Annotated in this window: 25 protein-coding genes; 19 read left to right on the top strand and 6 right to left on the bottom strand. The window is 65.4% G+C overall.

Going from position 1 to position 24510, the window contains the following annotated elements:
* Nucleotides 1-4: 4 nt before the first annotated feature.
* The 5 genes from QTH91_RS08050 to QTH91_RS08030 all read right to left on the bottom strand — a co-directional run bounded on the left by QTH91_RS08050 (nt 5) and on the right by QTH91_RS08030 (nt 5303).
* On the bottom strand, nt 5-754 hold the full coding sequence (locus QTH91_RS08050) for an ABC transporter ATP-binding protein (protein WP_286659464.1): 750 nt from the start codon (nt 752-754) through the stop codon (nt 5-7).
* Nucleotides 747-2564: a branched-chain amino acid ABC transporter ATP-binding protein/permease gene (locus QTH91_RS08045; protein WP_286659463.1), complete on the bottom strand. Its 1818-nt coding sequence runs from the start codon at nt 2562-2564 to the stop codon at nt 747-749. The genes QTH91_RS08050 and QTH91_RS08045 overlap by 8 nt, the downstream gene beginning before the upstream one ends.
* A gap of 2 nt (nt 2565-2566) precedes the next feature.
* The gene (locus QTH91_RS08040; RefSeq protein ID WP_286659462.1) at nt 2567-3424 is read right to left on the bottom strand and encodes a branched-chain amino acid ABC transporter permease; all 858 of its coding nucleotides are present in this window, start codon (nt 3422-3424) and stop codon (nt 2567-2569) included.
* Nucleotides 3425-3452: 28 nt separating this feature from the next.
* Complete coding sequence (locus QTH91_RS08035) at nt 3453-4655, bottom strand: amino acid ABC transporter substrate-binding protein (RefSeq protein ID WP_286659461.1); 1203 nt, start codon at nt 4653-4655, stop codon at nt 3453-3455.
* A 66-nt stretch (nt 4656-4721) separates the two neighbouring features.
* Nucleotides 4722-5303, bottom strand: a complete 582-nt coding sequence (locus QTH91_RS08030; protein WP_286659460.1) for a VOC family protein — start codon at nt 5301-5303, stop codon at nt 4722-4724.
* A gap of 80 nt (nt 5304-5383) precedes the next feature.
* On the opposite strand from QTH91_RS08030, the gene QTH91_RS08025 reads away from it, so the two are divergent.
* From QTH91_RS08025 to QTH91_RS07935, 19 genes are all read left to right on the top strand, one after another.
* A complete protein-coding gene (locus tag QTH91_RS08025; RefSeq protein WP_286659459.1) occupies nt 5384-6199 on the top strand; it encodes a GntR family transcriptional regulator in 816 nt (271 codons plus the stop codon).
* 306 nt (nt 6200-6505) lie between these two features.
* Nucleotides 6506-7327 carry a glutathione S-transferase family protein gene (locus tag QTH91_RS08020; protein ID WP_286659458.1) on the top strand — a complete coding sequence of 274 codons (822 nt, stop codon included), beginning with the start codon at nt 6506-6508 and terminating at the stop codon, nt 7325-7327.
* Nucleotides 7324-8568 (top strand): acyl-CoA dehydrogenase family protein, encoded by a 1245-nt coding sequence (locus QTH91_RS08015; protein WP_286659457.1) that lies wholly within the window; start codon nt 7324-7326, stop codon nt 8566-8568. Before QTH91_RS08020 ends, QTH91_RS08015 begins: the two co-directional genes overlap by 4 nt.
* Nucleotides 8569-8591: 23 nt before the next feature.
* Nucleotides 8592-9506 (top strand): VOC family protein, encoded by a 915-nt coding sequence (locus tag QTH91_RS08010; RefSeq protein WP_286659456.1) that lies wholly within the window; start codon nt 8592-8594, stop codon nt 9504-9506.
* On the top strand, nt 9503-10105 hold the full coding sequence (locus tag QTH91_RS08005; RefSeq protein ID WP_286659455.1) for a flavin reductase family protein: 603 nt from the start codon (nt 9503-9505) through the stop codon (nt 10103-10105). Before QTH91_RS08010 ends, QTH91_RS08005 begins: the two co-directional genes overlap by 4 nt.
* A gap of 41 nt (nt 10106-10146) precedes the next feature.
* On the top strand, nt 10147-11409 hold the full coding sequence (locus tag QTH91_RS08000) for an MFS transporter (protein WP_286659454.1): 1263 nt from the start codon (nt 10147-10149) through the stop codon (nt 11407-11409).
* Between the two features lie 33 nt (nt 11410-11442).
* A complete protein-coding gene (locus QTH91_RS07995) occupies nt 11443-12312 on the top strand; it encodes a fumarylacetoacetate hydrolase family protein (protein WP_286659453.1) in 870 nt (289 codons plus the stop codon).
* Between the two features lie 37 nt (nt 12313-12349).
* Nucleotides 12350-12922 carry a MarR family winged helix-turn-helix transcriptional regulator gene (locus QTH91_RS07990; protein WP_286659452.1) on the top strand — a complete coding sequence of 191 codons (573 nt, stop codon included), beginning with the start codon at nt 12350-12352 and terminating at the stop codon, nt 12920-12922.
* Between the two features lie 7 nt (nt 12923-12929).
* Entirely contained in the window at nt 12930-13634 is a 705-nt protein-coding gene (locus QTH91_RS07985) for a class II aldolase/adducin family protein (RefSeq protein WP_286659451.1), read from the top strand.
* Between the two features lie 234 nt (nt 13635-13868).
* Nucleotides 13869-15065: an ABC transporter substrate-binding protein gene (locus QTH91_RS07980; protein ID WP_286659450.1), complete on the top strand. Its 1197-nt coding sequence runs from the start codon at nt 13869-13871 to the stop codon at nt 15063-15065.
* Between the two features lie 33 nt (nt 15066-15098).
* Nucleotides 15099-16595 carry an aldehyde dehydrogenase family protein gene (locus QTH91_RS07975; RefSeq protein WP_286659449.1) on the top strand — a complete coding sequence of 499 codons (1497 nt, stop codon included), beginning with the start codon at nt 15099-15101 and terminating at the stop codon, nt 16593-16595.
* Nucleotides 16592-17737 carry an iron-containing alcohol dehydrogenase gene (locus QTH91_RS07970; RefSeq protein WP_286659448.1) on the top strand — a complete coding sequence of 382 codons (1146 nt, stop codon included), beginning with the start codon at nt 16592-16594 and terminating at the stop codon, nt 17735-17737. The genes QTH91_RS07975 and QTH91_RS07970 overlap by 4 nt, the downstream gene beginning before the upstream one ends.
* Nucleotides 17734-18654 carry a branched-chain amino acid ABC transporter permease gene (locus QTH91_RS07965; protein WP_286659447.1) on the top strand — a complete coding sequence of 307 codons (921 nt, stop codon included), beginning with the start codon at nt 17734-17736 and terminating at the stop codon, nt 18652-18654. The genes QTH91_RS07970 and QTH91_RS07965 overlap by 4 nt, the downstream gene beginning before the upstream one ends.
* Complete coding sequence (locus tag QTH91_RS07960) at nt 18647-19699, top strand: branched-chain amino acid ABC transporter permease (protein ID WP_286659446.1); 1053 nt, start codon at nt 18647-18649, stop codon at nt 19697-19699. The genes QTH91_RS07965 and QTH91_RS07960 overlap by 8 nt, the downstream gene beginning before the upstream one ends.
* Nucleotides 19696-20460 carry an ABC transporter ATP-binding protein gene (locus QTH91_RS07955; protein WP_286659445.1) on the top strand — a complete coding sequence of 255 codons (765 nt, stop codon included), beginning with the start codon at nt 19696-19698 and terminating at the stop codon, nt 20458-20460. Before QTH91_RS07960 ends, QTH91_RS07955 begins: the two co-directional genes overlap by 4 nt.
* Entirely contained in the window at nt 20457-21164 is a 708-nt protein-coding gene (locus QTH91_RS07950) for an ABC transporter ATP-binding protein (RefSeq protein WP_286659444.1), read from the top strand. The genes QTH91_RS07955 and QTH91_RS07950 overlap by 4 nt, the downstream gene beginning before the upstream one ends.
* Nucleotides 21165-21257: 93 nt before the next feature.
* On the top strand, nt 21258-21590 hold the full coding sequence (locus QTH91_RS07945; protein WP_286659443.1) for a hypothetical protein: 333 nt from the start codon (nt 21258-21260) through the stop codon (nt 21588-21590).
* Nucleotides 21587-22426: a fumarylacetoacetate hydrolase family protein gene (locus QTH91_RS07940; protein WP_286659442.1), complete on the top strand. Its 840-nt coding sequence runs from the start codon at nt 21587-21589 to the stop codon at nt 22424-22426. The genes QTH91_RS07945 and QTH91_RS07940 overlap by 4 nt, the downstream gene beginning before the upstream one ends.
* 36 nt (nt 22427-22462) lie before the next feature.
* The gene (locus tag QTH91_RS07935) at nt 22463-23050 is read left to right on the top strand and encodes a VOC family protein (protein ID WP_286659441.1); all 588 of its coding nucleotides are present in this window, start codon (nt 22463-22465) and stop codon (nt 23048-23050) included.
* A gap of 73 nt (nt 23051-23123) precedes the next feature.
* Here QTH91_RS07935 and QTH91_RS07930 read toward each other — a convergent pair whose 3' ends face one another.
* Nucleotides 23124-24371 carry a porin gene (locus QTH91_RS07930; RefSeq protein WP_286659440.1) on the bottom strand — a complete coding sequence of 416 codons (1248 nt, stop codon included), beginning with the start codon at nt 24369-24371 and terminating at the stop codon, nt 23124-23126.
* Between the last annotated feature and the right edge of the window lie 139 nt (nt 24372-24510).

Below are 24510 nucleotides of genomic sequence, written 5' to 3'. Positions count from 1 at the left end.
TCCTTCATTGGTTGGTTTTGCGGCTGAGCGAGGGGTGCGCGTCCTCGGTCTCCAGCCCAAGATAGGCGCGTCGCAACTCGGAACGGGCCATCAGTTCCTGTGGCGCACCGACAGCAACAATGCGCCCCTCCTCGAGCACCGCTGCCCGCTGGGCGACCTCCAGTGCCATCGACACGTTCTGCTCCACCAGCAGTACCGCAATGCCTTGCGAATGAATGGCGCGAATGGCACGGAACATGTCCAGCACGACGGTTGGCGCAAGCCCGAGCGAGGGTTCGTCGAGCAGCAACAGCCGCGGCTGGGCCATCAGTGCCCTTCCGATAGCCACCATCTGCTGCTGGCCGCCAGACAGCGTGCCAGCAGGCTGAGCGAGCTTGTCGCGGACCGCGGGAAAGAGCGCGCAAACCTTCTCCAGGGATTCGCTTCGGGCTTGGCGCGCACCGCGACGGTAGCTGCCCAATTCCAGGTTCTCGCGCACGCTCATGCCAGCGAACAGCTTGCGACCCTCGGGAACCAGGGCAATGCCGCGCTCGCAATAGCGGTGCGCAGGCAGGTCGCGCATCTCCTCGCCGTGGAAAAGCACCGAGCCCGCCGATGGTGGATGCACGCCCGCAATGGCGTTGATCAGCGTGGTCTTGCCCGCGCTGTTGGGACCGACCACAACCAGCAGTTCGCCTCGCGCCATGCTCAGCGACAGGTCCCAGATGGCGACCGCGTGGCCGTAGTTCACACGCACCGATTCAAGCTCAAGCATGGGCCACCTCCGCCATCCGCGGCAGCGGCGCCTGGCTGGCCGATGCGTCCTCCGCTTGCGTGCCCAGGTAGGCGGCAACGACCTCGGGCCGCTGCATCACTTCTTGCGGCGCGCCTTCGGCGAGCACCTGGCCCTGCTCGAACACGACGATGCGATCACATAAGGCCATCACGGCGCGCATCACGTGCTCGACGAACACGATTGTGGCGCCCTGGTCGCGGATGCGGCGGATCAGGGCCACCGCGTCATCGATCTCCGAAGGCGTGAGCCCCGACAGCACCTCGTCAAGCATCAGCACCTGCGGCCTGGACGCCAAGGCGCGGGCAAACTCGAGGAACTTGCGCTGATGTAGGTTCAGGTCATCGGGCAGCGCATGCGCCTTGTCCTTGAGCCCGGTGAATTCGAGCCATTGCCAGGCGGCATCCTCCGCTGCGCGGCGATCAAGTCCGGCCGCGCCGAACATCGCCGGCAGCCCCACGTTCTGCAGAACCGTCAGATGGGAAAAGGGACGAGGAATCTGATAGGTGCGCGCGATACCACTGCGCGCCACGCGATGCGCGGGAACATGGCTGATGCGGACCCCGGCGAAGTCGATGCTGCCGGAGGTGACGGCGAAATGGCCACTCACGACATTGATGAAGGTTGACTTTCCCGATCCATTGGGACCAAGCAGGCCGAGGATTTCGCCGCGCCTGATCTCCACGTCCACGCCGCGTAGCGCCTGCACGCCGCGAAAATGCTTGCGCACTCCCGTGGCACGCAAGATCACGGGGCGTGCATCGGCAGCCACCGGCGCCGCAGCAGGAACCGCCGTCGCCATCGCGGCCGGCGCGTCGGAAGCCGGCGACGAGCGCTGCGCCAGCGCCTTCTTGCGCGACGCACTCCACCATTTCATGGCCTGGCCGACGATGCCCTCGGGCATGAAGAGGATCACGACGATCAGGATCAGCCCGGTGAGGCCCTTGCCGACAACTGCCGCCTCGCCGCCGGTGAAGGCAAACAGCAGCAATGTGATCGCCGTGGCGCCGACCACCGGACCGGCCCAATGGCGCGATCCGCCGAGCACCGCCATCAGCACCACGGTGAGCGGCATCGTGATGGTGAACGTGTCGCCTGCCGTCACATAGGAAACAAAGAGCGCGTGAATCCCGCCAACCACGCCGGCCAGCCCGCACGAGAGCGCGAAAGTGCCGAGCTTGTAGCGGAAGGTGGGCACGCCCATGACCTCGGCCACGTCTTCATCGTCGTGAATGGCCAGCAGCCCGATGCCCAGGCGAGCGTGATAGATCGCTGCCGCGGCGATCACGCTCAACGCGGCTGCGCCAAGCGCGAGCAGGTAGAAGGTGCCTTGCGCCGTGGGGCCGAGCGCAGGCAGCGCCACAGCATTGAGATAGACGCCCTGCCCGCCATCGACCGGCGAGTTGAGGATCACCGTGGCCACCACGAAGGTGGTTGCAAGCGTGAGCAGCGCGAACAGTTCGGCCCGCACGGCGTGAACGCGGAAGGCGGCCAACCCGATGAGCGCCCCCACCCCGGCAGCCATGGCCGCCGCGGCCGGCAGCGTCCAGAGGAAGGGCCAGTCGAACTTGGAGGTCAGCGTCGCGGACGTGTACATGCCGATGCCGAAGAACGCGCCGTGTCCGAACGAGAAATAGCCCGAGTAGCCCGACAGCAGGTTCCACGAACTCGCCAGCGCCACCCAGTGCAGGATCAGATACAGCATCGACTCGAAGAACGGCGGCAGACCCAGCCAGGGCACGGTGGCCAGCAGCGCCGCCGCGCCGAGCAGCGCAATGGTGGAACGTCGCATGCTCATATCCTTCCCGGACGCACCAACAGCACCGCCATGAGCAATGCGAACGAAACCAGCGGCGCCCACGAGGGCGACGCCACTGCCATGGTCAGCGCCTCGGTGACCCCGATCAGAACGCCGGCAAGCAAGGGGCCCAAGGGCCGCCCCAACCCGCCGAGCATCACGCACGCGAAGATCACGCCGATCCAGGTGTAGATCTGCGAAGGCGCGAGCGTGTAGCCCAGGGCGATGCAGACACCGGCAATGCCGGCCAGGGCCGCGTTGAAGCCGGAAAGCAGCAGCGCCATGGCCTGTTGATTGACGCCGAACGCTGCCGCGATCGACGCATCTTCGGCGGAGGCGCGCAAGGCCTTGCCGATGTCCGTGCGCTGCAGCACGAACCAGGTGCCCAACGCGATCGCAACGCTGGCCCCCAGCGTCATCATCTCCGGGGCGGGCAGATAGACCTGGCCCAGGCGCAGCTTGTATTCCGAATAGTGGGATTCAAGCCGGCGGTAGTCGGCGCTCCACACCCATTGCAGCAAGGCCTCGACCATCACCGTCATGCCAAAGGTGACCAGCATCGAATTGAACGAGCTGACCCGAAATCGGCTGAGCAGCAAATGAACCGTTGCGCCGATGGCGAAGAACAGCGGCACGATCAGCAGCAGCGTCAGCAACGGGTCGGCGCTGTAAGTCGTCGACAGCTGGTAGGTCAGGTATGCACCCAGGAACGCGAGCGCGAAATGCGCCAGGTTGATCTGCCGAAGCATGCCCCACGACAGGCTCAGCCCCAGGCCGAGCAAGCCGTAGAGCGCGCCGGCGAACAGGCCCGACAGGATCGACTGCGCAAGCAGCGTCCAGCTTGGAAGCGTCATTGGATTCGCGGCCTTCGCTATCGTCGGCTCAGCGAAGCCGCGCCCCCGGCGCAGCCCACTCCTTCGGGTGGACAACCAGCCATTTGCCGTCCTGCACCTGCTTGACGCGGCTCAGGTCATCACCGTAGTTGTTGGGCCCGTTGAAGCGCAGCTTGCCCTGGATGGTGTCGACCTGATTGGCGCGCAACCAGGTGGCGATGGCCTTGTCGTCCAGACTCTTTGTGGCACTCACCGCGGCATCGATGATCTGCCAGGCGGAGTACGAAGCCGCAGCCTGTACCTCGACGGTGTTCGATGGCAGGTTGGCCTGCGTGGCTCGCTCGCGGAAGACCTGCGTGAAATGGGCCGCCACCGGATTGTTCGTGAAGGGCGGATGGTCCTCGAAGATGGTGAGCGACAGCGCGTTGTTCGCCTCCGGCGCCTTCAGCATCGGCCCGGGCGCGGGCGCATACCAGAAGCTGCTGCGCGGCGCATAGTCGATCTTCTTGAGCGCATCGAGGATCTGGTTGGCCTCCAGGCCCAGTGCGCCGCCCCAGATCAGATCGGGGTCTGCGTCCTTGATGCGTGCGGCAATCGGACCGAAATCACGATTGCCGAAATCCCATTCGAGGAACAGCACCTCGCGTATGCCGCGCTGCTTCGCAACCTCGCGCACACCCATCGAGATGAAGTGCACCGACGGGAACTTGCTGGTCACCACCGCAAGTGTCTTGGGCGCCTTGTTACCCGCCGCCAGTGCGTCGAACACGATGGCCGGCACCGTCTTTTGGGGCTCAGGCCCGAGTGCCCAGCTGTAAAACTGCTGGTCGTACTTGGCCAGGGGCGGCACGCCGAACGTGTGATGCACCAGCGTCTTGCCATAGCGCTGCGCCACGCCCATGGCAGACAGGATGGCGCTGGTGCCGTAGGGGCCGATCAGCAGGTCCACCTTGTCGGACGTGACCAGTTGCTCATAAAGGGTGCGCGTGAGGTCCGGCTTGGACTGGTCGTCCTTCAGCACCCATTCCACGGGCCTTCCCAACAGGCCACCGCGCTTGTTGAGTTCATCGATGTAGATCTCGCCGGTGAGCTTGTGCACCATGCCGACCGATGACAGGGGCCCAGTCAGCGCCAGTGAGCCGCCGATGCGCACAGGCGTGCCGGTCGGCTGCGCAAAGGCCCGCGAGCCCCACCATGTCGTTGCGCCCAGGGCGCCCAGCGCAGCCGCAAAGGATCGGCGGTCGATGGTCATTCAGTCGTCTCCTCGTATCGCTGTTGAAGGAATTTGCTGCCGAACACGGATCCCTGAGTGGCCTGCTCAACTCATCAAGGAGCCGCGAATCTCGGACACCGGCAGGTGCTCGGTGCGCCGCAGCAGCGTCGACTCGCTTTCGCCGGCCTTGAGGCGCGCCGTCATGACTTCTGGGTCGAATTCGACGCCGATGGGGTTGGTCTCGAAGTGAGGCCCGTACATGAACGCGTTGGCGTCGTCGTTGGAGCCATAGGCGTCAGCCTGAAACTCCATCTGGTTGCCGTCGGGGTCCGCGTAGTAAAGCGATACGGTGATGCCGTGGTGGATGCACCAATACGGGATCACGCCTGCAGCCTTCAGCTCCGCGTACTTGTCCATCAGCTCGGTGAGCGAGCGGTAGCCATAGGCCACATGGTCCATTCCGGGTTGTCCGCGCGGCGCACGCGCATCGGACTCGCCCTTCACGATGCCCAGGTTCAGCAGCGCCACGCGGTGGTGCTCGTCGTCGTAGGTGACGAAGGCGATCACCGGGTTCTGGTACTGCACCTTTCCGCCAAAGACCCTGACATACCAGTCCAGCATTTCCTGGAACTGATACGTGCGGTAGACGACATGGGCGAACGACTTGGGCCTGATGGACGTGGCCATAATTACCTCACTTCTATCGATAAGTGGTCGCTGTTTGTGCTTGTGTCTCTGTTTTATCGATAATATTCGGGCCATACGCTTTGGCGCTCGGTACTAACCCTTCTGTCGCGATCAATGCTCGAGAAGCCGCGCACCTAGAATCGGCCGCAGCCAATGCAAATGACATGAGCCGAAATCCCTCATCGATCAGCGAAGACACGCAAGGCTCGACGCTCGCCAGCATGGTGTTCGAGCGACTGCGAGAGGACATCCTGGAAGGCCAGTGGCCGCCGGGCGAAAAACTGCGCATCGAGACCCTGCAGGAGCACTACCAGGTTGGCGCCAGCCCAATCCGCGAAGCGCTCAACCGCCTGACGTCGGTCCGGCTGGTCGAGCTGGTTGACCGCCGGGGCTTTCGAGTAGCCACCTTGTCCGACGCCGATCTCCTGGAGTTGATCCACGCGCGCAAGCTGCTCAATGAATTGGTCGTGCGGGAGTCGCTCCTGCACGCGGACGATGCGTGGGAAGAAGCCGTCGTATTCGCCTACCACCGCATGTGGCGCTGCCCCATGACCACTGAGTCGGGCCAGACCAACCGCGAGTGGGAACTTCTTCACCGGAAGTTCCACGCCGCTGTCATTGCGGCATGCCCTTCGAAGTGGCTGCTCGATTTTCACGAGCAGTTGTTCGATTGCGCCGACCGGCATCGCCGCCGCAATGTCCGGCAACTGGACGCGGAATTCACTCGCATGGAGCACCGCGAGATCATGGAAGCCGCCGTCAGCCGCGACGTCCCCCTCACGATCAAGCTACTCAACGACTCCATCGATACCCTGGTCACGCAAAGGGAGCAGGAAGCCGGTGGTACGGCGCGCGCCCGCCCTGAGCCAGCGCGCTCAAGTGCCCGCGAACTCTGATTCGACGGCGGCCTCGTCGAAGTCCGCGAACTGAGCGGCACCGCGCCCCACCGCAAGAACAACGGGCGGTTCGCAACCGCTGCTTCGCAGTCAATCCGCCGTTCGAAATCTCCCGCCAGGAAGTGCACTGCGCACCGCCCAGTGTTGGCGCCCCATGCCTCCAGCCAGCACCATCACAAGGGTTTCCACGGGTTCTGATGCGCGTCATGACGGTTGCTTAAACAACCTTTTGATGTTGCAATTCACCGCCTCACAACTGCAGTCATCGCACAGTCGCGAAGACGCAAACAGTCAAGGAGACGGCCAATGGTGGAGCTGCATCACTTCTGGAGTTCCGTGTGCTCGGTGCGCGTGCGCATGGCGCTCGAGGAAAAGAAAGTCGAATGGACCAGCCGCTACGTCGACCTGTTCAGGTTCGAGCAGCTACAGCCCGACTACCTCGCCCTGAACCCAGACGGCGTGGTTCCCACGCTGGTGCACAACGGCGTGCCGGTGCGCGAATCGCTGGTGATCAACGAGTACATCGACGAAGCGTTCGACGGCCCCGCACTCGTGCCCGCCGACGCCCTTGCCCGTGCCCGCATGCGCGAATTCATCAGGATGTGCGACGACAGCTTCACGCCCATCGTGAAGCTCACGCTCGTGAAGTACATCCTGCCGAAGCTGCGCCTGCGCTGGAGCGAAGACATTCTGCGGGCGCATGTCGACAAGCGGCCGTCTCGCTTCCTGAACGACATGCACGGCCGTGCGCTGCGTGGCGAGATCGACGAGCAGGAACTGGCGAAATGCGCACAGGAAATCCAGGTTCTGCTCGACAAGGTCGAGGCCGTGCTTGCATCGCCAGACTTCGCTCCCGAAGGTGACGGGCGTCGATGGATCGTCGGAACCTTCTCGCTCGCGGACATCTGCTTGGCGCCCTACATGTACCGGCTGTACGCCCTCGGCGCAGGACGGTACTGGTCGCAGTCGACGCGCCCCAACGTCGCTCGCTGGTACGACCAGCTGGCGCAACGCCCCGCCTTCAAAGTCGCTGTCGAGTGGCCCGATGAGTCGGGCGGCGGCTACGAGGAAGTCGGCCTGAAATCGCATGCGCTTGCCGCCACCCCTCATCGCACGGAGACCCCATGAACACTGAAGTAGCCACCCTTGAGCGCCCCAGCCGCGCCACTTTTCCTGCCCGCGCCGAGCGGCCCGAGTTCAACGAGCTGCTGGAGCGCGCGCGCAAGCTCTCTCCGCTTGTGCGCGGGCGTGCGCAGCAGACCGAGCGCGAGCGCCGCGTGAGCGCGGAAGTGACGGCCCTGATCAAGGACGCCGGCCTCTATCGCGCCGTGCAGCCACGCCGCTTCGGCGGCCATGAACTCAGCTTGGAAGAACTGCGCCAACTCGCATTCGAAGTTGGCCGCGGCTGCACTTCCACGGGTTGGTGCTACGGCCTGAGCGCCGCCAACTCATGGACCCTGGGCATGTTTCCGCTCGAAGCTCAGGAAGACGTTTGGGGCCAAGACCCTGACACGCTGCTGGCCGCATGCATCGCGCCTACTGGAAAGGCCACGCGCGCCGACGGCGGCTATCGCTTGCAAGGACGATGGAGCTTCGCAAGCAACTGCGACAACGCTTCGTGGCTCGCGCTGGGCAGCCTGGTCGACGAGGGTGACGGCAAGCCGCCACGTCCCATGTACCTGCTGTTGCCGCGCTCCGACTACCAGATCATCGACACCTGGCACACCGTCGGCCTGGCCGGCACCGGCAGCAAGGACATCGCCGTCGAAGAGGCCGTTTTCGTGCCCGCGCATCGCAGCGTGAGCTTTGCCGACGTGTTGGAACAGCAGGCGCCCGGCGCGCTGGTCAACGATGGTGCGCTATTTCGCATCCCCTTCCTCAGCGGCTTTCCCCCGTTGCTGGCCAACCCGGCAATCGCTGCGCTGCAGGGCGCGCTGGACGAATTCGTCGAGAGCGTCGCCACCCGGGCTACGCGCGGCGCGTTTGCCGGCGGAGGTTCCACGATTGCGCAATTCGGCCATGTGCAGACAGCCGTGGCAGAAGCCGAAGCCGCGGTGGATGCCGCGCAGTTGATCCTTCAGCGCGACCTGCGCGCGGCAACCGAGTTCAGCGCCGCACGCGAGAAGATCTCCAAGGAACAGCGCATCGAGTTCCGCCGCGGCCATGCCTACGCGGTGAAATTGTGCGTGCAAGCCGTCAACGGCTTGTACGACGTTGTGGGCGGAACGGGCATCCACCTGGACAGCGGCATCCAGCGCGCCTGGCGCGACGTCAATGCCGTAGCGCACCACATCAGCGTCAACTGGAACGCCGTCTCCACCATGGTGGGCCAGTTGCGCCTGGGTCTGCCGCCGCGCGGCCAGTTCTGAGCGCGCAATCAGGAGCAACGAACATGATCCGATTCCGCAAGTTCGGCCGCGTCGAGTTGAATGTCACAGATCTTGCGCGCGCTCGCCGCTTCTACGAGGAGGTCGTTGGCCTGCAGTTTGTAGCCATCGGCGCGGACGGCGAACTGCTTCTGCGTTGCGACCACGATCATCACAACGTGGTGCTGCACGAAGCGGCGAGCGCCGGCCTTCGCGTCGCAGGCTTTGCGCTGGAAGATGAAGCGCAGTTCGCCCCCCTGCGTGCGCGCCTCGAGCAAGCAGGTCTCCAAGTGCAGGACGTGTCGCCTTCACTTTGCGCCCGCCACATGCAGCAGCGCGCGGTGCGCGTTTACGAACCGCTGGTGGGCGCCGTCATCGAGTTCTATCTTCCACTCGCAGACGCAGCCCGTCCTTTCCTGCCCAGCGTGGCGCGCATCCAGCGTCTGGGCCATGTCGTGTTCAACACGCCGAAGCCCAAGGAAGCGATTGCCTTCTGGCGCGACGTGCTGAACTTTCGCGTGTCCGACGCCGTCGGCGAGATGGTCACTTTCATGCGCGTGTGGCCCAACCCGTGGCATCACGGCATCGGCATCGCCAAGTCGACCAGCCACAGCCTGCACCACGTGAACTACATGGTTTCGGAAATCGACGACATCGGCCGCGCGCTTTCCCGGTTGCGCAAGGCGCAGTCGCCGGTGGTGTTCGGGCCAGGGCGTCATCCGGCCTCGGAAAGCGTGTTCCTCTATTTCCTCGATCCGGACCGGCTCACCATGGAGTACAGCTTCGGCATGGAGGCCTTCCCCGAGGAGCATGCGCGCGAGGCGCGCGAACTGCCGCTCCGCCCGGAGTGGCTGGACGCTTGGGGCTCCGAGCGCGACCCCCGCTGCTTCACCGGCGCCGGGCCAAACAGCACGCCCGACCTTGTCTCGGAGGGCGCATGAGCACACCCGAACTCACTGGGCGCGAGATGCTCGAGGCCGAGCTGGCATGGTGGACCGCCGCGAACGATTCCTTCGATGCGGCCGTGGCGGCTGCCGCGCGGCCCGCGCCGGGTGACGCCGCCATCGACCCGCGCGAGCTGCGCACGGCGCTAGGGCGCTTCGCTACCGGCGTATGCGTGGTCACCACCCGCACGGCCGGCGGCCAGGCCGCCGGGCTGACGGTGAATTCCTTCACCTCGGTGTCGCTGGACCCGCCGCTCGTCGCGTGGTGCCTGGGCCGCATGGCGCCGAGCTTGCGCGCATTCGAACAAGCCGAGCATTTCGCCGTGCACGTCATGGCCCATCACCAGCATGCGCTGGCCATGCACTTCGCGCGCCCGGCGGAAGACAAGTTCGCCGCCTTTCGCGACGAGTTCGAGCCAGGCCTGGGCAATGTGCCGGTGATCCGCGATCCGCTGGCGCGCTTCGAATGCCGCAAGGCATCGATGGTCGATGGCGGCGACCACGTCATCTTCATCGGCCGGGTCGAGCGCTTCGCCCATGCGGAGCGCGAACCCTTGCTTTTCCATGCCGGGCGCTTTCTCGGACACGGCGCCTAGTTCCTGCCAGCCTTCAATCAACAAGACGTGAGGAGACAAGCATGAAAGTCTTTCGCAACCCATGGTGGATCGTGTTCGGGTCGGTGCTCGGCCTGATCGTCGGAAACGTCACGATCCTTCAGTTCTCTACCTCGGTCCTGATGAAGCCCATCATGGCCGAGTTCGGCTGGCCGAGAACCATCCCGTCGGCGGCCGTGGGCATCGGCACACTCTGCGCGGCCATCGCCACGCCTTTCGTTGGGCGCCTGATCGACCGGCACGGCATCAAGCGCGTGACGCTGGCGGCGATCGCGTTGTTCGCGGTGGCCACTGCTGCCATGGCGCTCGCGCCAGCCGCGGCGCTGGTGTTCTGCGCCATGTTCTGCGTGGTCGGCCTGTTCAGCGCGGGCCAGGCCCCCCTGCCCTATGCAAAGTCGATCGCCGCCGCCTTCGACCATCGCCGCGGCATCGCGCTGGGCGTAGCCATGACCGGCGTCGGCCTGGGCGCCGCGCTGGTGCCCAAGCTCTCGCAGGTGTACCTGGAACACTTCGGCTGGCGCGGCGCCTTCCTCGCCCTGGGCATCACCGTGTTCGCCATCGCTTTCCCTGCGGTCGGCTTGTTCTTGCGCGAGCCGAACGTGCGCGGCACCGTCGGCACCGGCGCCCACGCGGCCGCGCTGCTTCCAGGGTTGGATGCGCACACGGTCGTGCGCAGCCGCAGCTTCTGGATCCTCGCGGTGGTGTTCACCTGCATCCCGGTGGTGGCCAACGGCATCATCTTCCACCTGGTGGCGCTGCTGACCGACCGCGGTATTCCGGCCGAGCGCGCGGTGGCGGTGTTCGGCGCGATTGGGCCATCGCTCATCGTGGGGCGTCTGCTGTGCGGCTGGTTCCTCGACCGCTTTCACGGGCCCTACGTGGCCGTCGCCTTCATCGCGATGCCGGCGCTGGGCGTGCTCGTACTGCTCTCCAGCTCCGACATCGCGGTGACCGCCACCGGCGCGGTTCTCGTCGGGCTCGGCCTTGGAGCGGAAGTGGACCTGATCGGCTACCTGCAAAGCCGCTACTTCGGCCTTCGCGCCTTCGGGCAGGTGTACGGCTACCTGTTCGCCATTTTCACCGTGGGCGCGGCAATCGGCCCCTTTGCCATGGGCGCGACCTTTGACGTCTTCGGCTCGTACCGGCCCACGCTGATGGCTTTCTTCGTCGTCCTGGTGGGCGCGGCGATTGCCATGCTGCAGATGCCGCGGGCCTATCCATATCCGGCCGCGGGCGTTGGCTCGACTCCGGCGAGACGAGCTGGTGCCGACCCGGTGGCGCATTGACTCTTTATTTTCTTCTTCACAGAACAGCGATCCATGAAACTCGTCACCTTTCGCCACGACGGCCGCACTTCCATCGGCAAGATCGTGGAAGACACCATTGTCGACTTGCCCCGTGCAGATGCGCAGCTGCCTTCCACCATGCTCGAACTACTGCAAGGCGGGGCCGAAGCCATGGAGCGTGCGCGCGCCTCCAAGGTGACCGCCGGCAACGCGGTGCCACTCGCGGCTGCGCGCCTCTTGGCGCCGGTGCCAAACCCGTCGAAGTTCCTCGCCATCGGCATGAACTATCGCAAACACGTTGCCGAGGCGGCCAAGGTGGGCGTGCACACGCCGCCCACGCAGGTTTGGTTCAACAAACAGGTGTCGTGCATCAATGGTCCCGACGGCGACGTTCACCTTCCGCGCGTCTCCGAGCAACTGGACTACGAGGTGGAACTGTGTGTGGTGATCGGCCAGCGCTGCCGCCACGTGCAGCCACAGGATGCGGCTTCGGTCATCGCCGGCTACATGGTGGGCAACGACGTCTCGGTGCGCGATTGGCAGTTGCGCAGCCAGACCATGACGATCGGCAAGTCCTTCGACACCACTGGCCCCACTGGGCCATGGATCGTGACCCCGGACGAAGTCCCTACCCCGGCAGCGCTGCGCCTGCGCCTGTGGGTGAATGGAGAACTGCGCCAGGACGACGTGGCCGGCAACATGATCCATGACATCGCTGCGCAGATCGCGCATCTTTCGGCCGCTTTCACCCTGGAGCCGGGCGACCTGCTGGCCACGGGCACGCCCTCCGGCGTTGGCGTGGCGATGGACCCGCCAAGCTTCCTGAAGGCCGGCGACGTGATGCGCGCGCAAATCGATGGCATCGGCACCCTGGAGAACCGGGTCGTCGCCGAACCTTGCTGACCTAGACTTGGAGTCCTCCGCCAAGAAGCCACCTTCCATGTCCCAGCGCACGCCTGCCACCAAAGGTCGCTACGACCTCGAAAACTCCATCGGCTACCTGCTCAACCGGGCGGCGGCACTCATCGCGGCGCGCTTCGATGATGACTTGAAGCAAGGCGGCGTCAGCCTGCAGGCATGGCGCATTCTGGCCGCGCTGAGCCAGTCGGAGCCGCAGTCGCTGAGCGAGTTGGCCAACCACACGGGCTCCGAGCTTTCGTACCTTTCACGGTCCGTCGTGCAGTTGGAGAAGCAAGGCTTGGTCGAGCGAAGCCAATCAATGCTGGACAAACGCGCTTCGCAATTGGTGCGCACGCCTACGGGACGAGCGCTCGTTGACGAGTTGGCCCCTAAGGCGCGTCATGTCGAACGGCTGAGCCTGAAGGACATCTCCGCAGAAGACCTGCACGTGACATTGCGCACCCTGCGCGAGGTCTGCCACAACCTGATTCCGCATCCGGATGCGCCGTCTGCCGTCAACCGCAAGCTCACCATCGCGCGGCGCGTGAAGCAGAACGCGTTGGCGCAAGGCGAAGAACCCACGCCCCGGCGCCGAAGCGCCACCAAGAACTGATTACTCCATGATTGACGACCTGGCGATCCGGCAGCGCGAAGTGCGCCTTCTCGCACGCGCCTGCGATCGCGCAGGGCTCACCACCGCCTACGGCCACTGCAGCGTCAGGCTTGACGCCGCTTCCTTTCTTGTCTGCGCGCCCAAGCCGATGGGGCTGATCACGCCCTCCGACGAAGGCAGCGTGGTACGACTGGATGCACCGCTGCCCGATGGTGTGCTGGGCGAAGTGCGCATGCATCGCGAGGTGTATCGCCTGCGGCCCGATGCCAACGCCATCGTGCGCTTCATCTCCCCCAGCATCCTGGCCCTCGCGGCACTGGGGCGCACGCCACGGCCGCGCCACGGCTTCGGCGCCTATTTCTCGGCGCAAGTACCCTTTTGGCCAGACCCGAACCTGGTGCGCAACGATGCTGCGGCTGAAGGTGTCGCGCGCACCATGGGCATGAGCCCGGGCATCGTCGTTTCGGTCAACGGCGCTGTGGTGGCGGGCGCAGATGCCGCGCAGGCGCTCACGCTGGCCATCTTCCTGGAGGATGCGGCGCGCATCGAGCTGGCGGTGCTGCAGGCCGGTTGCGGCGATCAGCCGGCGCTCACCGAAGAGCAATGCGCGGCGCGGGCCACCTGGGCAGGGCGCGTCGCGGAACGCCAGTGGGACTACTGGACTGCGCAGGATGCCGAGCGGACTGCGGTTCATGGGGTCGCCGGTACCTGATGGCAAGGTGCACAGCCCATTCTTCGCGAGGCTGAGGCCACGCCCGAACACGCCAGCTCGAATGCAGGCCTGACCGCCGCCGCGGGCGATACCCACCTACTATCGCTCCCACCATTTCCGCATCTTTTGCGCAAAGGTCGTCACTCCTACGCTTGCGACCGATTTCATGCTGGCTTCGACCTCATGCAATCGGCACGCACAAGACCGGGCATCGCCCCGAAGACAAGGAGACTCATGTTGTTGCAACTGCTGCGAAAACCGCTGGCCGGCATCGCGCTCGGACTGGTGGGCACCGCCCTTTCCTTCCACTCGCTGGCACAGCCCGCAAGCCAGGCACCGATCCGCATCGGCTACCTAACGACGCTTTCTGGCCCCATCGGCCCGCTCGGCCAGGACATGTACGACGGCTTCATGCTGGGTGTGGAACAGGCCGGCCAGAAACTTGGCGGCGTACCGGTTGAAATCATCAAGCAGGATGATCAGTTCAAGCCCGAGGTGGCCAACCAGATCGTCCAGAAGCTCATCGAGAAGGACAAGGTGGCCATCATCACCGGCGTGGCCGGCTCCAACGTCATGATGGCAGTGCAACGCGTGATCGCCGAAAAGGAGGTCTTCCTGATCGGTGCCAACGCAGGCCCCTCCGAGCTTGCCGGTGCGCAGTGCTCGCCCTACCGCTTCATCGCTTCGTGGCAGAACGACGGCTGGGCCGAGGCCGCGGGCCAGTACGCCAACGACAAGGGCTACAAGCGCATGCTGCTGGTGGCGTCGAACTACCAGGCTGGAAAGGATGCCGTGGCGGGCTTCAAGCGCTTCTACAAGGGCCAGGTGATCGACGAGATCTATCCAGGTGTGACTCAGCCGGATTTTTCGGCTGAGCTCACGCAGATCGGCGCCGATAAGCCCGACGCGGTGTTTGCCTTCGTGCCCAGCGGCGGCGTCAACTTCATCCGGCAGTACCAGCAGGCCGGGCTGCTCAAGTCGGTGCCACTGGTGACCGTGGGCATGGCTGACGGGACGACGCTGCCAGCCTTGAAGGAATCGGCGTTGGGCATCCAGTCCGTGCACTTCTGGGGCCCGGACATCGACAACCCGGTGAGCCACCAATTCGCCGATGCCTTCGAGAAGCGCTACGGGCGCATTCCCTCCAACTTCGCCGCCCAGGGCTACGACTCGGCATTGCTGCTCGACACCGCCATCAGCCGTGTGAAGGGCAACGTGGAGCACAAGAAGGCATTCATGTCCGCACTCAAGCAGGGCAGCGACAAATCGGTGCGTGGACGCCTGCGCTTTGGCAATAACAACTTTCCGATCAACGACTGGTACGCCTTCGAGGTGGCCAAGGACAGAAAGGGCCGCGTCAGCCTGAAAACCGTGGCCACGCCGTTGAAGAACTACCAGGACGCTTATCACGCCAAGTGCGCCATGCAGTAGGCGCTGCCCTCTTCTCCCATTGTTCGCATTGCCATGAACCAGACCACGACCACCGCCCCCGCCTCCGCCGCCTACGAACCCCGCGCATACCGCCAACTGATCGCGGGCCAGTGGGTCGAGGCCGAGGCCGGCCGCACCTTCGACGACTTCAATCCCTATAGCAGCGAGCTCTTCGCGCGCATTCCGGCGGCCAGTGCGGCCGATACGCAGCGTGCCATCGACGCGGCCGACGAAGCATTTCCCGCATGGGCTGCGATGGGGGCACGTGCGCGGCAGGCCATCTTCCTGGCTGCCGCCACGGTGCTTGAGCGCCGCGCCGACGAGGTGGTGTTGCTGTTGGCGCTTGAAACCGGCTGCGCCGCGCCGTTCGCCCGCTTCCAGATCCAATGGGCCGCGGGCTTGCTGCGCCAGGCGGCCGGCTATCCCTACCTGCCCGGCGGTGAAATCGTGGCGTCCGACACGCCTGGCGTGTTTGCGATGGCAGTGCGCAGGCCGTTGGGTGTGGTGGCGGGAATCTCGCCATGGAATGGATCCCTCGCCTTGGGATTCCGCACCGTGGTCGCGCCGCTGGCGGCCGGCAACACGGTGGTACTCAAGCCTTCGGAAGACGCGCCGGTGTGTGCGGGCCTGCTGATGGGCGAGGTGTTCCACGAGGCAGGCCTTCCGCCGGGCGTGCTCAACGTCGTCACACACGCACCGGGCGAGGTCGGCCCCGTGGCCGATCGGCTCTTCGACAGCCCCAAGGTCCGCGCCTACAACTTCACCGGCTCGTCCGCTACGGGTGCTCAACTGGCCGCACGCGCTGGCGCCAAGCTCAAACGCATCGCACTTGAGCTCGGCGGCTACAACCCGATGCTCGTGCTGGCCGACGCCGATCTTGCCTATGCCGTGGACACGGCCGTGTTCGCGGCCTTTTTCCACCAGGGCCAGATCTGCATGAACACCCGCAAGATCCTGGTGCACCGTTCGCTGTACGCGGCGTTTCTCGACCGCTTCGTCGAGCGAACATCGCCCCTGCGCGCCGGCGACCCCGCCGACCCGGCAACACGCTTGGGACCGCTCATCAACGACCGGGCGCTGGCTCGCGTGCAGCAGGGTATCGACGACGCAGTGGCGCGCGGTGCCCGGAGACTCACGGGCAACGCCCCCCGCGGCCGATGTGTCGACCCCACGGTGCTGGTCGACGTGCCTCCCGACGCGCCCATCCATTGCGAGGAATTGTTTGGCCCGGTGGTACTGGTCGAACCCTTCGACGACGAACAAGAGGCGCTCGCCCGTGCCAACGCCACACCCTACGGCCTGTCGGCATCGGTCATGACGACCGACGTCTGGCACGGCGTACAACTAGGGGCACAGGTGCAGGCAGGCATGGTCAACGTCAACGGCCCGACCATGGGTGGTGAGCCGCAAATTCCATTCGGTGGGGTCAAGGACAGCGGCTGGGCGCGCTTTGGCCGCTGGGCCATCGACATGTTCAGCGACCTGAACCTCGTGACCGTCAGCCAGGCCAAGCGCCAGTACCCGCTGTGAATGCTTCCACGAATGCCCTGCACCTGCCGCGCACGTTGTTCGGCGCCGGCGTGCTGGGCAACCTTGCGGCCGAGCTTGCCGCGCTCGGCGTACGCAGGCCGCTGGTGGTGAGCGACCGCGGACTGACCACCGCTGGCATTGCACAGCGGGTGCAGGCAGCCTGCGACGTGGGCGCGCGGGCAGTGCTGTTCGACGCAGTCACCGAGAACCCGCTCTTCGCCGACGCTGACGCCGGCGCTGCCTGCTACCGGCAACACGGCTGCGACGCCGTCGTCGCGGTGGGTGGCGGCTCGGTCATCGATACCGCCAAGGTGATCGCGCTGCTCGCCACCAACGCTGGTTGCACGGCCGACTACGTCGGGGTGCCGAATGCCGCGCACAGTGCCGCCGCGCCATTGATCGCCGTGCCAACCACCGCCGGCACGGGAAGCGAGGCTTCTCCTTCAGCAGGCCTGCATCCCGATGTCACCACACCATCGCTGGGCATGAACTCGCGCCACTTGGTGCCTCGGATGGCACTACTCGACCCCGACTTGACCGTCAGCCTTCCGCCGCGCCTGACCGCGGCCACGGGCATCGATGCCCTCTCGCACTGCATCGAGGGGTACTTGTCCGAGCGCGATCAACCATTGGGCAAGGCCATGGCGCTCCACGGCATCGAGCGCGTGGTGCGCCACCTGCGGCAGGCCGTCGAGCATTGCGACGACGTTACGGCACGCGGCCAGATGCTGCTCGCGGCGCTCGCGGGTGGCATCTCGATCGGCATGGGGCTTGGTCCTGCTCACTCCATGGCGCTGACCTGCAGTGACCAGGGCTTTCACCATGGCGTGCTCAGCGGCATCGGCCTGGTCGCCACCCTTGACGCCACCGCCGCGCACGTGCCTGGCCGCATGGCAGCCGTCAACGCCGCCTTCGGCCTGCCGGCTGCGGCTTCGCTGGCACAAGGCATCGCCACGCTGATGCGCGACCTGGGGCTTCCGACGACTCTGGCCGAACTGGGCTACGCGGCGCCGAATGTGCAGGCGCTGGCAGACGCCGCGGCACGCAGCCACTTCAACCTGAGCGCACCTTACCGGCCCAGCGCAGAGGACTACGCGAAGTTCTTTCGCCGTTCACTGCGTCAGGAGCACGCATCGACATGAACACAACCCTCTTTCTTGCGCAGGCACTCAACGGCTTGCAACTGGGCGTGCTGCTGTTCCTGCTCTCGGCCGGACTCACGCTGGTCCTGGGCATCATGCATTTCGTCAACCTGGCGCATGGCTCGCTGTTCATGACGGGGGCGTACTTCGCGGCGACGGCCTACTCGGCCACGCAGTCCTTCACGCTGGCGGCCCTCGCGGCCATCGGCGGCACGCTGGCGGTGGGCGTGCTGGTGGAACGCGCGGTGCTCGCGCGCCTGTATCAGCGCGATCACCTCTACCAGGTGCTGGGCACGTTCGGGCTGATCCTCATCTTCAACGAACTGGCGCGCTTCTTCTGGGGCCAGGCGCCCGTCTTCATGGACGTGCCGCCGGCGCTGGCCGGCACGATCCAGATCGGCTCGCTGGTTTATCCGGCGTACCGCTTCGCCATCATCGTGGTGGGCTTGCTGGTGGGGGTGGCGCTCTATGCGGTGATCCACCGCACCCGCGCCGGCATGCTGATCCGCGCTGGCGCCTCGGATCCGCAGATGCTCTCGGCACTGGGCGTGAACAACGCACTGGTGAGCGCGCTGGTGTTCGCAGTCGGTGCGGCGCTCGCGGGCCTAGCCGGGCTCATGGCCGGCCCGCTCCTGACGGTGCAACCGGGCATGGGCGAGCCGATCCTCATCCTCGCGCTGGTGGTGCTTATCACTGGCGGCATCGGCTCGATCCGCGGCGCGTTCTACGGCGCGCTGATCGTCGGCGTGGTCGACACGATCGGTCGGGCCTTCCTCCCAGGCCTGCTCCGCGAGGTGGTCGAACGCTCGTTCGCACAGAACGCCGGGCCTGCCCTGGCCTCGATGCTCATCTACCTTCTCATGGCCGCGGTGCTCGCACTGCGACCGACAGGACTCTTTCCGGTCAAGCATGGCTAAGCACATCACCCTGACCGCGCCCGGCCCGAGCCTGGCGCCACCCGCCACCGGCACCGTCGTGCGCCGTGCGCCCGGCCTTCGCGCGATCCTTGCCACCGTGCTTCTTGCCGGACTGGCGGGCGTGCCGCTGCTTTCGCTCGCCACCGGCGAGTCGTACACGATGACGCTCGTGTCGCGCATGATGATCTTCGCCCTCGCAGCGCTCGGTCTCAACCTGATCGTCGGCTTCGGCGGCATGGTCAGCTTTGGCCATGCGCTGTACATCGGCGTGGGTGCCTACGCCGTGGGCATCCTGTCCTTCCACGGCATCACCAACGGCTGGATACACCTGGCCGTCGCGCTTGGCGCGGGCGCGGCGCTGGCCACGTTGATCGGCCTGGTGTGCCTGCGCGTGAGCGGCATCGGGTTCATCATGATCACGCTGGCCTTCGCGCAGATGATGTACTTTGCCGCCGTGGGCCTGAAGCAGTACGGCGGCGACGACGGCTATGCATTGCCCATGCGCAGCGACTTCGGCTTGCTCGACCTGGGCAACGATGTGGTGCTCTACTACGTCATCCTCGCGGTGCTGTGCGCGACGCTGCTCGCATTTCACCGTCTCATCCACGCGCGCCTGGGCATGGTGCTGCGCGGCTGCAAGACCAACGAGCGCCGCATGCGGGCGCTGGGTTTCCAGACCTTGCGCGCCCGATTGGCGACCTACGTGATCTCTGCGCTGGTGTGCGTGCTGGCCGGCATGCTGCTAGCCAACCTGGCTCGTTTCGTCTCGCCCTCGTACATGCAATGGTCGGTGTCGGGGGAATTGATCCTCATGATCGTGCTGGGCGGAGCGGGAAGCCTGATGGGCCCGGTCGTGGGCGCGGTCGCCTGGTTGTCGATGGAAGAAGTTCTTTCCTCCGGCGCCTGGGGCTTGCCCGAGGGGCTGAGGTCACTGGTTTCCACCCACTGGCTGGGCGTCCTGGGCTTGGTGGTGGTGTTGGCCACCCTCTCGCTCAAGCAGGGCCTGTACGGTTGGCTGCAGCAGCGTGAGGAGAAGCAACCATGAAGCCATCCAGCTCCCTGCTGCAGGTGCGTGGGCTGGCCAAGCGCTTCGGCGGCCTGCGCGTGACCGACGGCTTCGACCTCGATGTCGCGCCTGGCGAGGTGCACGCCATCATCGGCCCGAACGGCGCCGGCAAGACCACGCTGATCAACCAGCTCTCGGGCGAACTGCGTCCCGACGCTGGCAGCATCGTCCTTGACGGCGAAGACATGGTGCACGCCTCCATCCAGCGCCGGGTGGCACTGGGCATGGCGCGCAGCTACCAGATCACTTCGGTGTTTCCGGACTTCACTGCGCTCGAGAACGTGATGCTTGCCGTGCAAAGCGCCAGCGGCCGCAGCTTTGGCATCTTCAAGCCAGTTCGCGACGACGCCTCGCTCGTCGAGCCGGCACACGCGCTGCTGGTGCGAGTGGGCTTGGCCCCCGTGGCCACGCAACGCGTCGCATCGATGGCCCACGGGGCTCGTCGACAACTGGAACTGGCGATGACCCTGGCGCTCAAGCCCAGGCTCATGTTGCTGGACGAACCGATGGCCGGCATGAGCCAGAAGGAGTCGGCCGAGATGGTCGAGTTGCTGCGCTCGCTGCGCGGCCAGCATGCCATGGTCTTGGTGGAGCACGACATGGACGCGGTGTTTGCCCTGGCCGACCGCATCACGGTGCTGGTGTACGGCCGCCCGATCGCCAGCGGCACGCCGGGGCAGATCCGCAATGACCCCGAAGTGCGCCGCGCCTACCTGGGCGACGAGGAGGAAGTGCTTTGAAGCTATTGGAAGTACGTGCGCTGGAGAGTGCCTACGGCGCCAGCCAGGTGCTGTTCGGCATGGATTTCGACGTCGAGGCCGGTGAGGTGGTCACGCTGCTGGGCCGCAACGGCATGGGCAAGTCCACCACCATCAAGACCCTGACCGGACTTATGGCGCCGCGCAGCGGCGCGGTTCGACTGGGCGGCATCGACATGACGGGCCGGCCCGCGCACCAGGTGGCACGCGCGGGCGTCGGCCTCGTGCCGGAAGGTCGCCGCGTGTTTCCCAACCTGAGCGTGCGCGAGAACCTCATGGCCACCGCAGCCAACCGCGCAGGCGGCACGCAGCCCTGGACGTTGGCCCGCGTGTACGCCATGTTTCCACGTCTGGCCGATCGAGAGCGCAACCTGGCGTGCAACCTTTCGGGGGGCGAGCAGCAGATGCTGGCAATCGGCCGTGCGCTGATGACCAACCCGCGCCTGCTGATCCTCGACGAGGCCACGGAAGGCCTTGCTCCGCTCGTGCGCGGAGAAATCTGGCAATGCCTGGGCGAACTCAAGGCGAGCGGCCTGGCCCTGGTGGTGATCGACAAGAACATCGGTCCGCTACTGCGGCTTGCGGATCGGCACTTCATCGTCGCCAAGGGGCGCGTGGAATGGAGCGGCACTTCGGCTCAATTGAAGGCGCAACCCGAACTGCTGCACACCTACGTCGGGGTCTGACGACCGATACCCAAAGCGCATCGGCCGTGCGCAATTCGCATCTTTTCCTATCGCTGGCGCAAATACACCATGTCTGCTTCCAAGGAGACATCAATGTATTTGCGTTCCGCCTACTGGATCGGCGCGCCCAAGCCGGGTGCCGACCGCCAGTTTCACGACCTGATCGAAAGCGAACTGCTGCCTGCCATGCGTGCCATGCCTGGCGTGCGAGCGGTGCGCGGCCTGTGGCCCGTCAGGCTCGAAGACTCGCCGCCCGGCATCGCGCTGCAAGTTCTGGTCGAGTTTGCCGGTCTTGAAGATGCGCAGCGAATGCTGGCGAGCGATGAGCGAAAGGCCTTGCGCCCGCGCGTGCTGGCAGCCGTCGAACTCTTCAACGGCCACCTTAGCCACATCGAATTTCAAACCCTAGGTGAAAGAACATCATGAAACTGCTCCGACACGGTCCCATGGGCCAAGAAAAGCCTGGCGTACTGGACGCGCAGGGCCAAGTACGCGACCTCTCTTTGCTGGTGAGCGATTGGACCCCCGAGTGGTTGGCGCCAGAACGCCTTGCCGCACTGCGTGCGATCGACCTCACGCAAATGCCCACCGTGGCACCCGGCACGCGGCTGGGTGTTCCGGTCGCAGGCATCCGCCAGTTCGTCGCCATTGGACTGAACTACCGCAAGCACGCCCAGGAAGCGGGGCTTGAGATTCCCAAGGAGCCAGTGGTGTTCACGAAGGCCCTGACATCGCTGGCGGGCCCAGACGACGAAGTGAAACTTCCGCCCGGCTCCGAAGCCGGCGACTGGGAGATCGAGCTCGGCTTCGTGATCGGCACCACGGCACGCAGCGTGGCCGTGGCGGACGCGCTGTCGCACGTGGCCGGCTACTGCCTGGCCAACGACGTCTCCGAGCGCGACTGGCAGATCAAGCGAGGTGGCCAATGGGGCAAGGGCAAGAGCTTTGATGGTTTCGGCCCCATCGGACCGTGGCTGGTGACCACCGATGAACTGCCCGACCCGCAGGGCATTCCTCTGGAACTGAGCGTCAACGGCGAAGTGCGTCAGCGCAGCAACACCTCCGACATGATCTTCCCCGTGGCCGAGATCGTTGCGCACCTGAGCCAGTTCATGACCCTCCTGCCGGGAGACGTGGTGATCACGGGCACGCCTGAAGGCGTTGGCCTGGGCATCAAGCCTACGCCGGTGTTCCTGCGCCGAGGCGACGTCATGACCCTGAGCGCGGGCCCGCTGGGCACACAGCGCCAGCAGGTCGTCTAGGCGCTCCCCACCATTGGCACGACGAGGAGACAAGCCATGCAAGAAGAAGCCATTCGGCCCAAGACGTTTGCGCACATCGTGTATCGCACCTATCAGTTCGACACCATGCTCGCCTGGTACGTGAAGGTGTTCAACGCCAAGGTGCAATACCAGAACCCGGTGATCGCCTTCGTGACCTACGACGACGAGCACCATCGGGTGGCGCTGCTCAACCTGTCGATCATCAAGGGCGAATCGAGTGCGCGCGCCCCGCGCGGCCAACCCGGCATGGACCATGTGGCTTATGGCTACCGCAGTCTGACCGAGCTGATGCACAAGTACGTCGAGCTGAAGGGCAAGGCCATCACGCCCTACTGGTGCATCCACCACGGCATCACGGTGTCGCTGTACTACGCCGATCCCGACGGCAATCAGATGGAGTTCCAGGCCGACTGCTTCGCCAGCAACGACGACGCCAACACGTTCATGTACGGGCCCAACTTCGAGGTCAATCCCATCGGCGTGGAGTTCGATCCGGAAGACATGTTGCGACGTCTTCAGGCTGGCGAAACCGAGGCCGACCTTTTGCCGCGCCGCGAGCAACTTCCCGTCTCGGGAATCCGCGGCTCGCTCCTGGGCGATTGAGCGCGGCGACGCGGGCTGGGCTTGCCCGCGTCAAGCAGGTCCGACACAAGGCCGCCCTTCCCTTGGCATTGCCTCAGAACGTGTGGGCCACACCCAGTTCGTAGCCGGTGGCCGAGCGCGGCGCATAGCCTGTGGCCGCAGAGAACGCCCCAGTCGGCTGCGGCGGAACGCCCATCACGTTGGCGTTGTTCTGGCCTTCGTCGATGCGGATATAGCTGCCGGTTGCGTAGAGCAAGGTTCGCTTTGACAGGTGATAAGTCATTCCGAGAGACAGCTTCTTGGCGACCGTATCCTGTTGATTCGGGGAAAGGCCAGGTGCGTCGGTGCGGTATTTGACGTAACCGTAGCTTCCCTTGAGGCGAGCCGCGCCGATCGGGACAGTGGCCCCAAGCATCGCGCCGTCATAGTCGGCGCTGCTCTGCGCGGCCGCGCCCGGCAGTGCGAACCGGGAGTCGTTGGTGGCGCGAGAGAGTTCGCCCGCAAGCTTGACGAAGCCCAGGTCGTAGGTGGTCGTCAGGTTGGTGGTGGAGATCTTCGTGTCGGTGATCGGCACGGCGTACGGAGGCGCGGCATCGAGCGCGGTGCTGACGGCGTAGCTCACCGCCACATCCAGCGCCTTGTTCGCATAGCCGACGCGTCCGCCGTAGAACTGACCCCGCTTCGAAGGCGTGTCGGGCACCGCCGTGTTCTTCACGTTCTCCGGGAAGTTCATGGCGAGATGTCCATAGAAGCCACCCAGCGAATTCGGCGTGAAGTAGCTGACCATGTTGTTGACGAAGATGTAGTTCGCCGGCCCGCCATTGGGCCCCGCCAGCAAGCCACCGCCGGGCAGCGCGGTGAAGATCGCAAGGCGGGCATTGACCATGCCGATCAGGTTGGCACCGACGCCACTATTGAGGAATGGATCGGTGACGGTGTCCGCCCAGAAGGTGGGTGACAAGTCGCGGCCCAGTCTAAATTCGCCGAAGGGTCCGGCCAGGCTCACCGTCGTACGACGCGCATAGAGCGGCTGACCGCCGTCGTCGACGTTCAGCGACTGCTCGATCCAGAAGCCAGCCGAGTAACCGCCGCCCAGGTCTTCCGTGCCCCTGAAGCCCCAGCGACTCGGCACCCAGTTGCCGCTGGTCATCGCCGTTTGCTTGAGCGAGGTTGAAGGCGGCCTTGCAGGTGTGACGGCACCGACGTTGTCACTCTTGAGGTTGTAGCGGCTGATGCCGACATCGACAATGCCGAACACCGTGACCGACGATTGCGCGGAAGCGGCGTTCGCAAGGGCCAGCAGCGTCAGCGACGCGGCGATCACTTTCTTTCTCATCTTCATGGGCTTGTCTCTTGGGTCTTGTGGTTTCAGGAAAAGGAAAACTGGGCCCGCATGCGGACGCGGACGCACCCGCCCCGCGCCCCTGAGGCGCGGGTGATGGCTGAACGGGTGCTCTGCGCCGGCGCGGCGCACGGGGAAG

Source organism: Variovorax dokdonensis, assembly GCF_030316895.1.
Taxonomy (GTDB): domain Bacteria; phylum Pseudomonadota; class Gammaproteobacteria; order Burkholderiales; family Burkholderiaceae_C; genus Variovorax; species Variovorax dokdonensis.
This window is presented reverse-complemented; position numbering and strand designations above follow the sequence as displayed.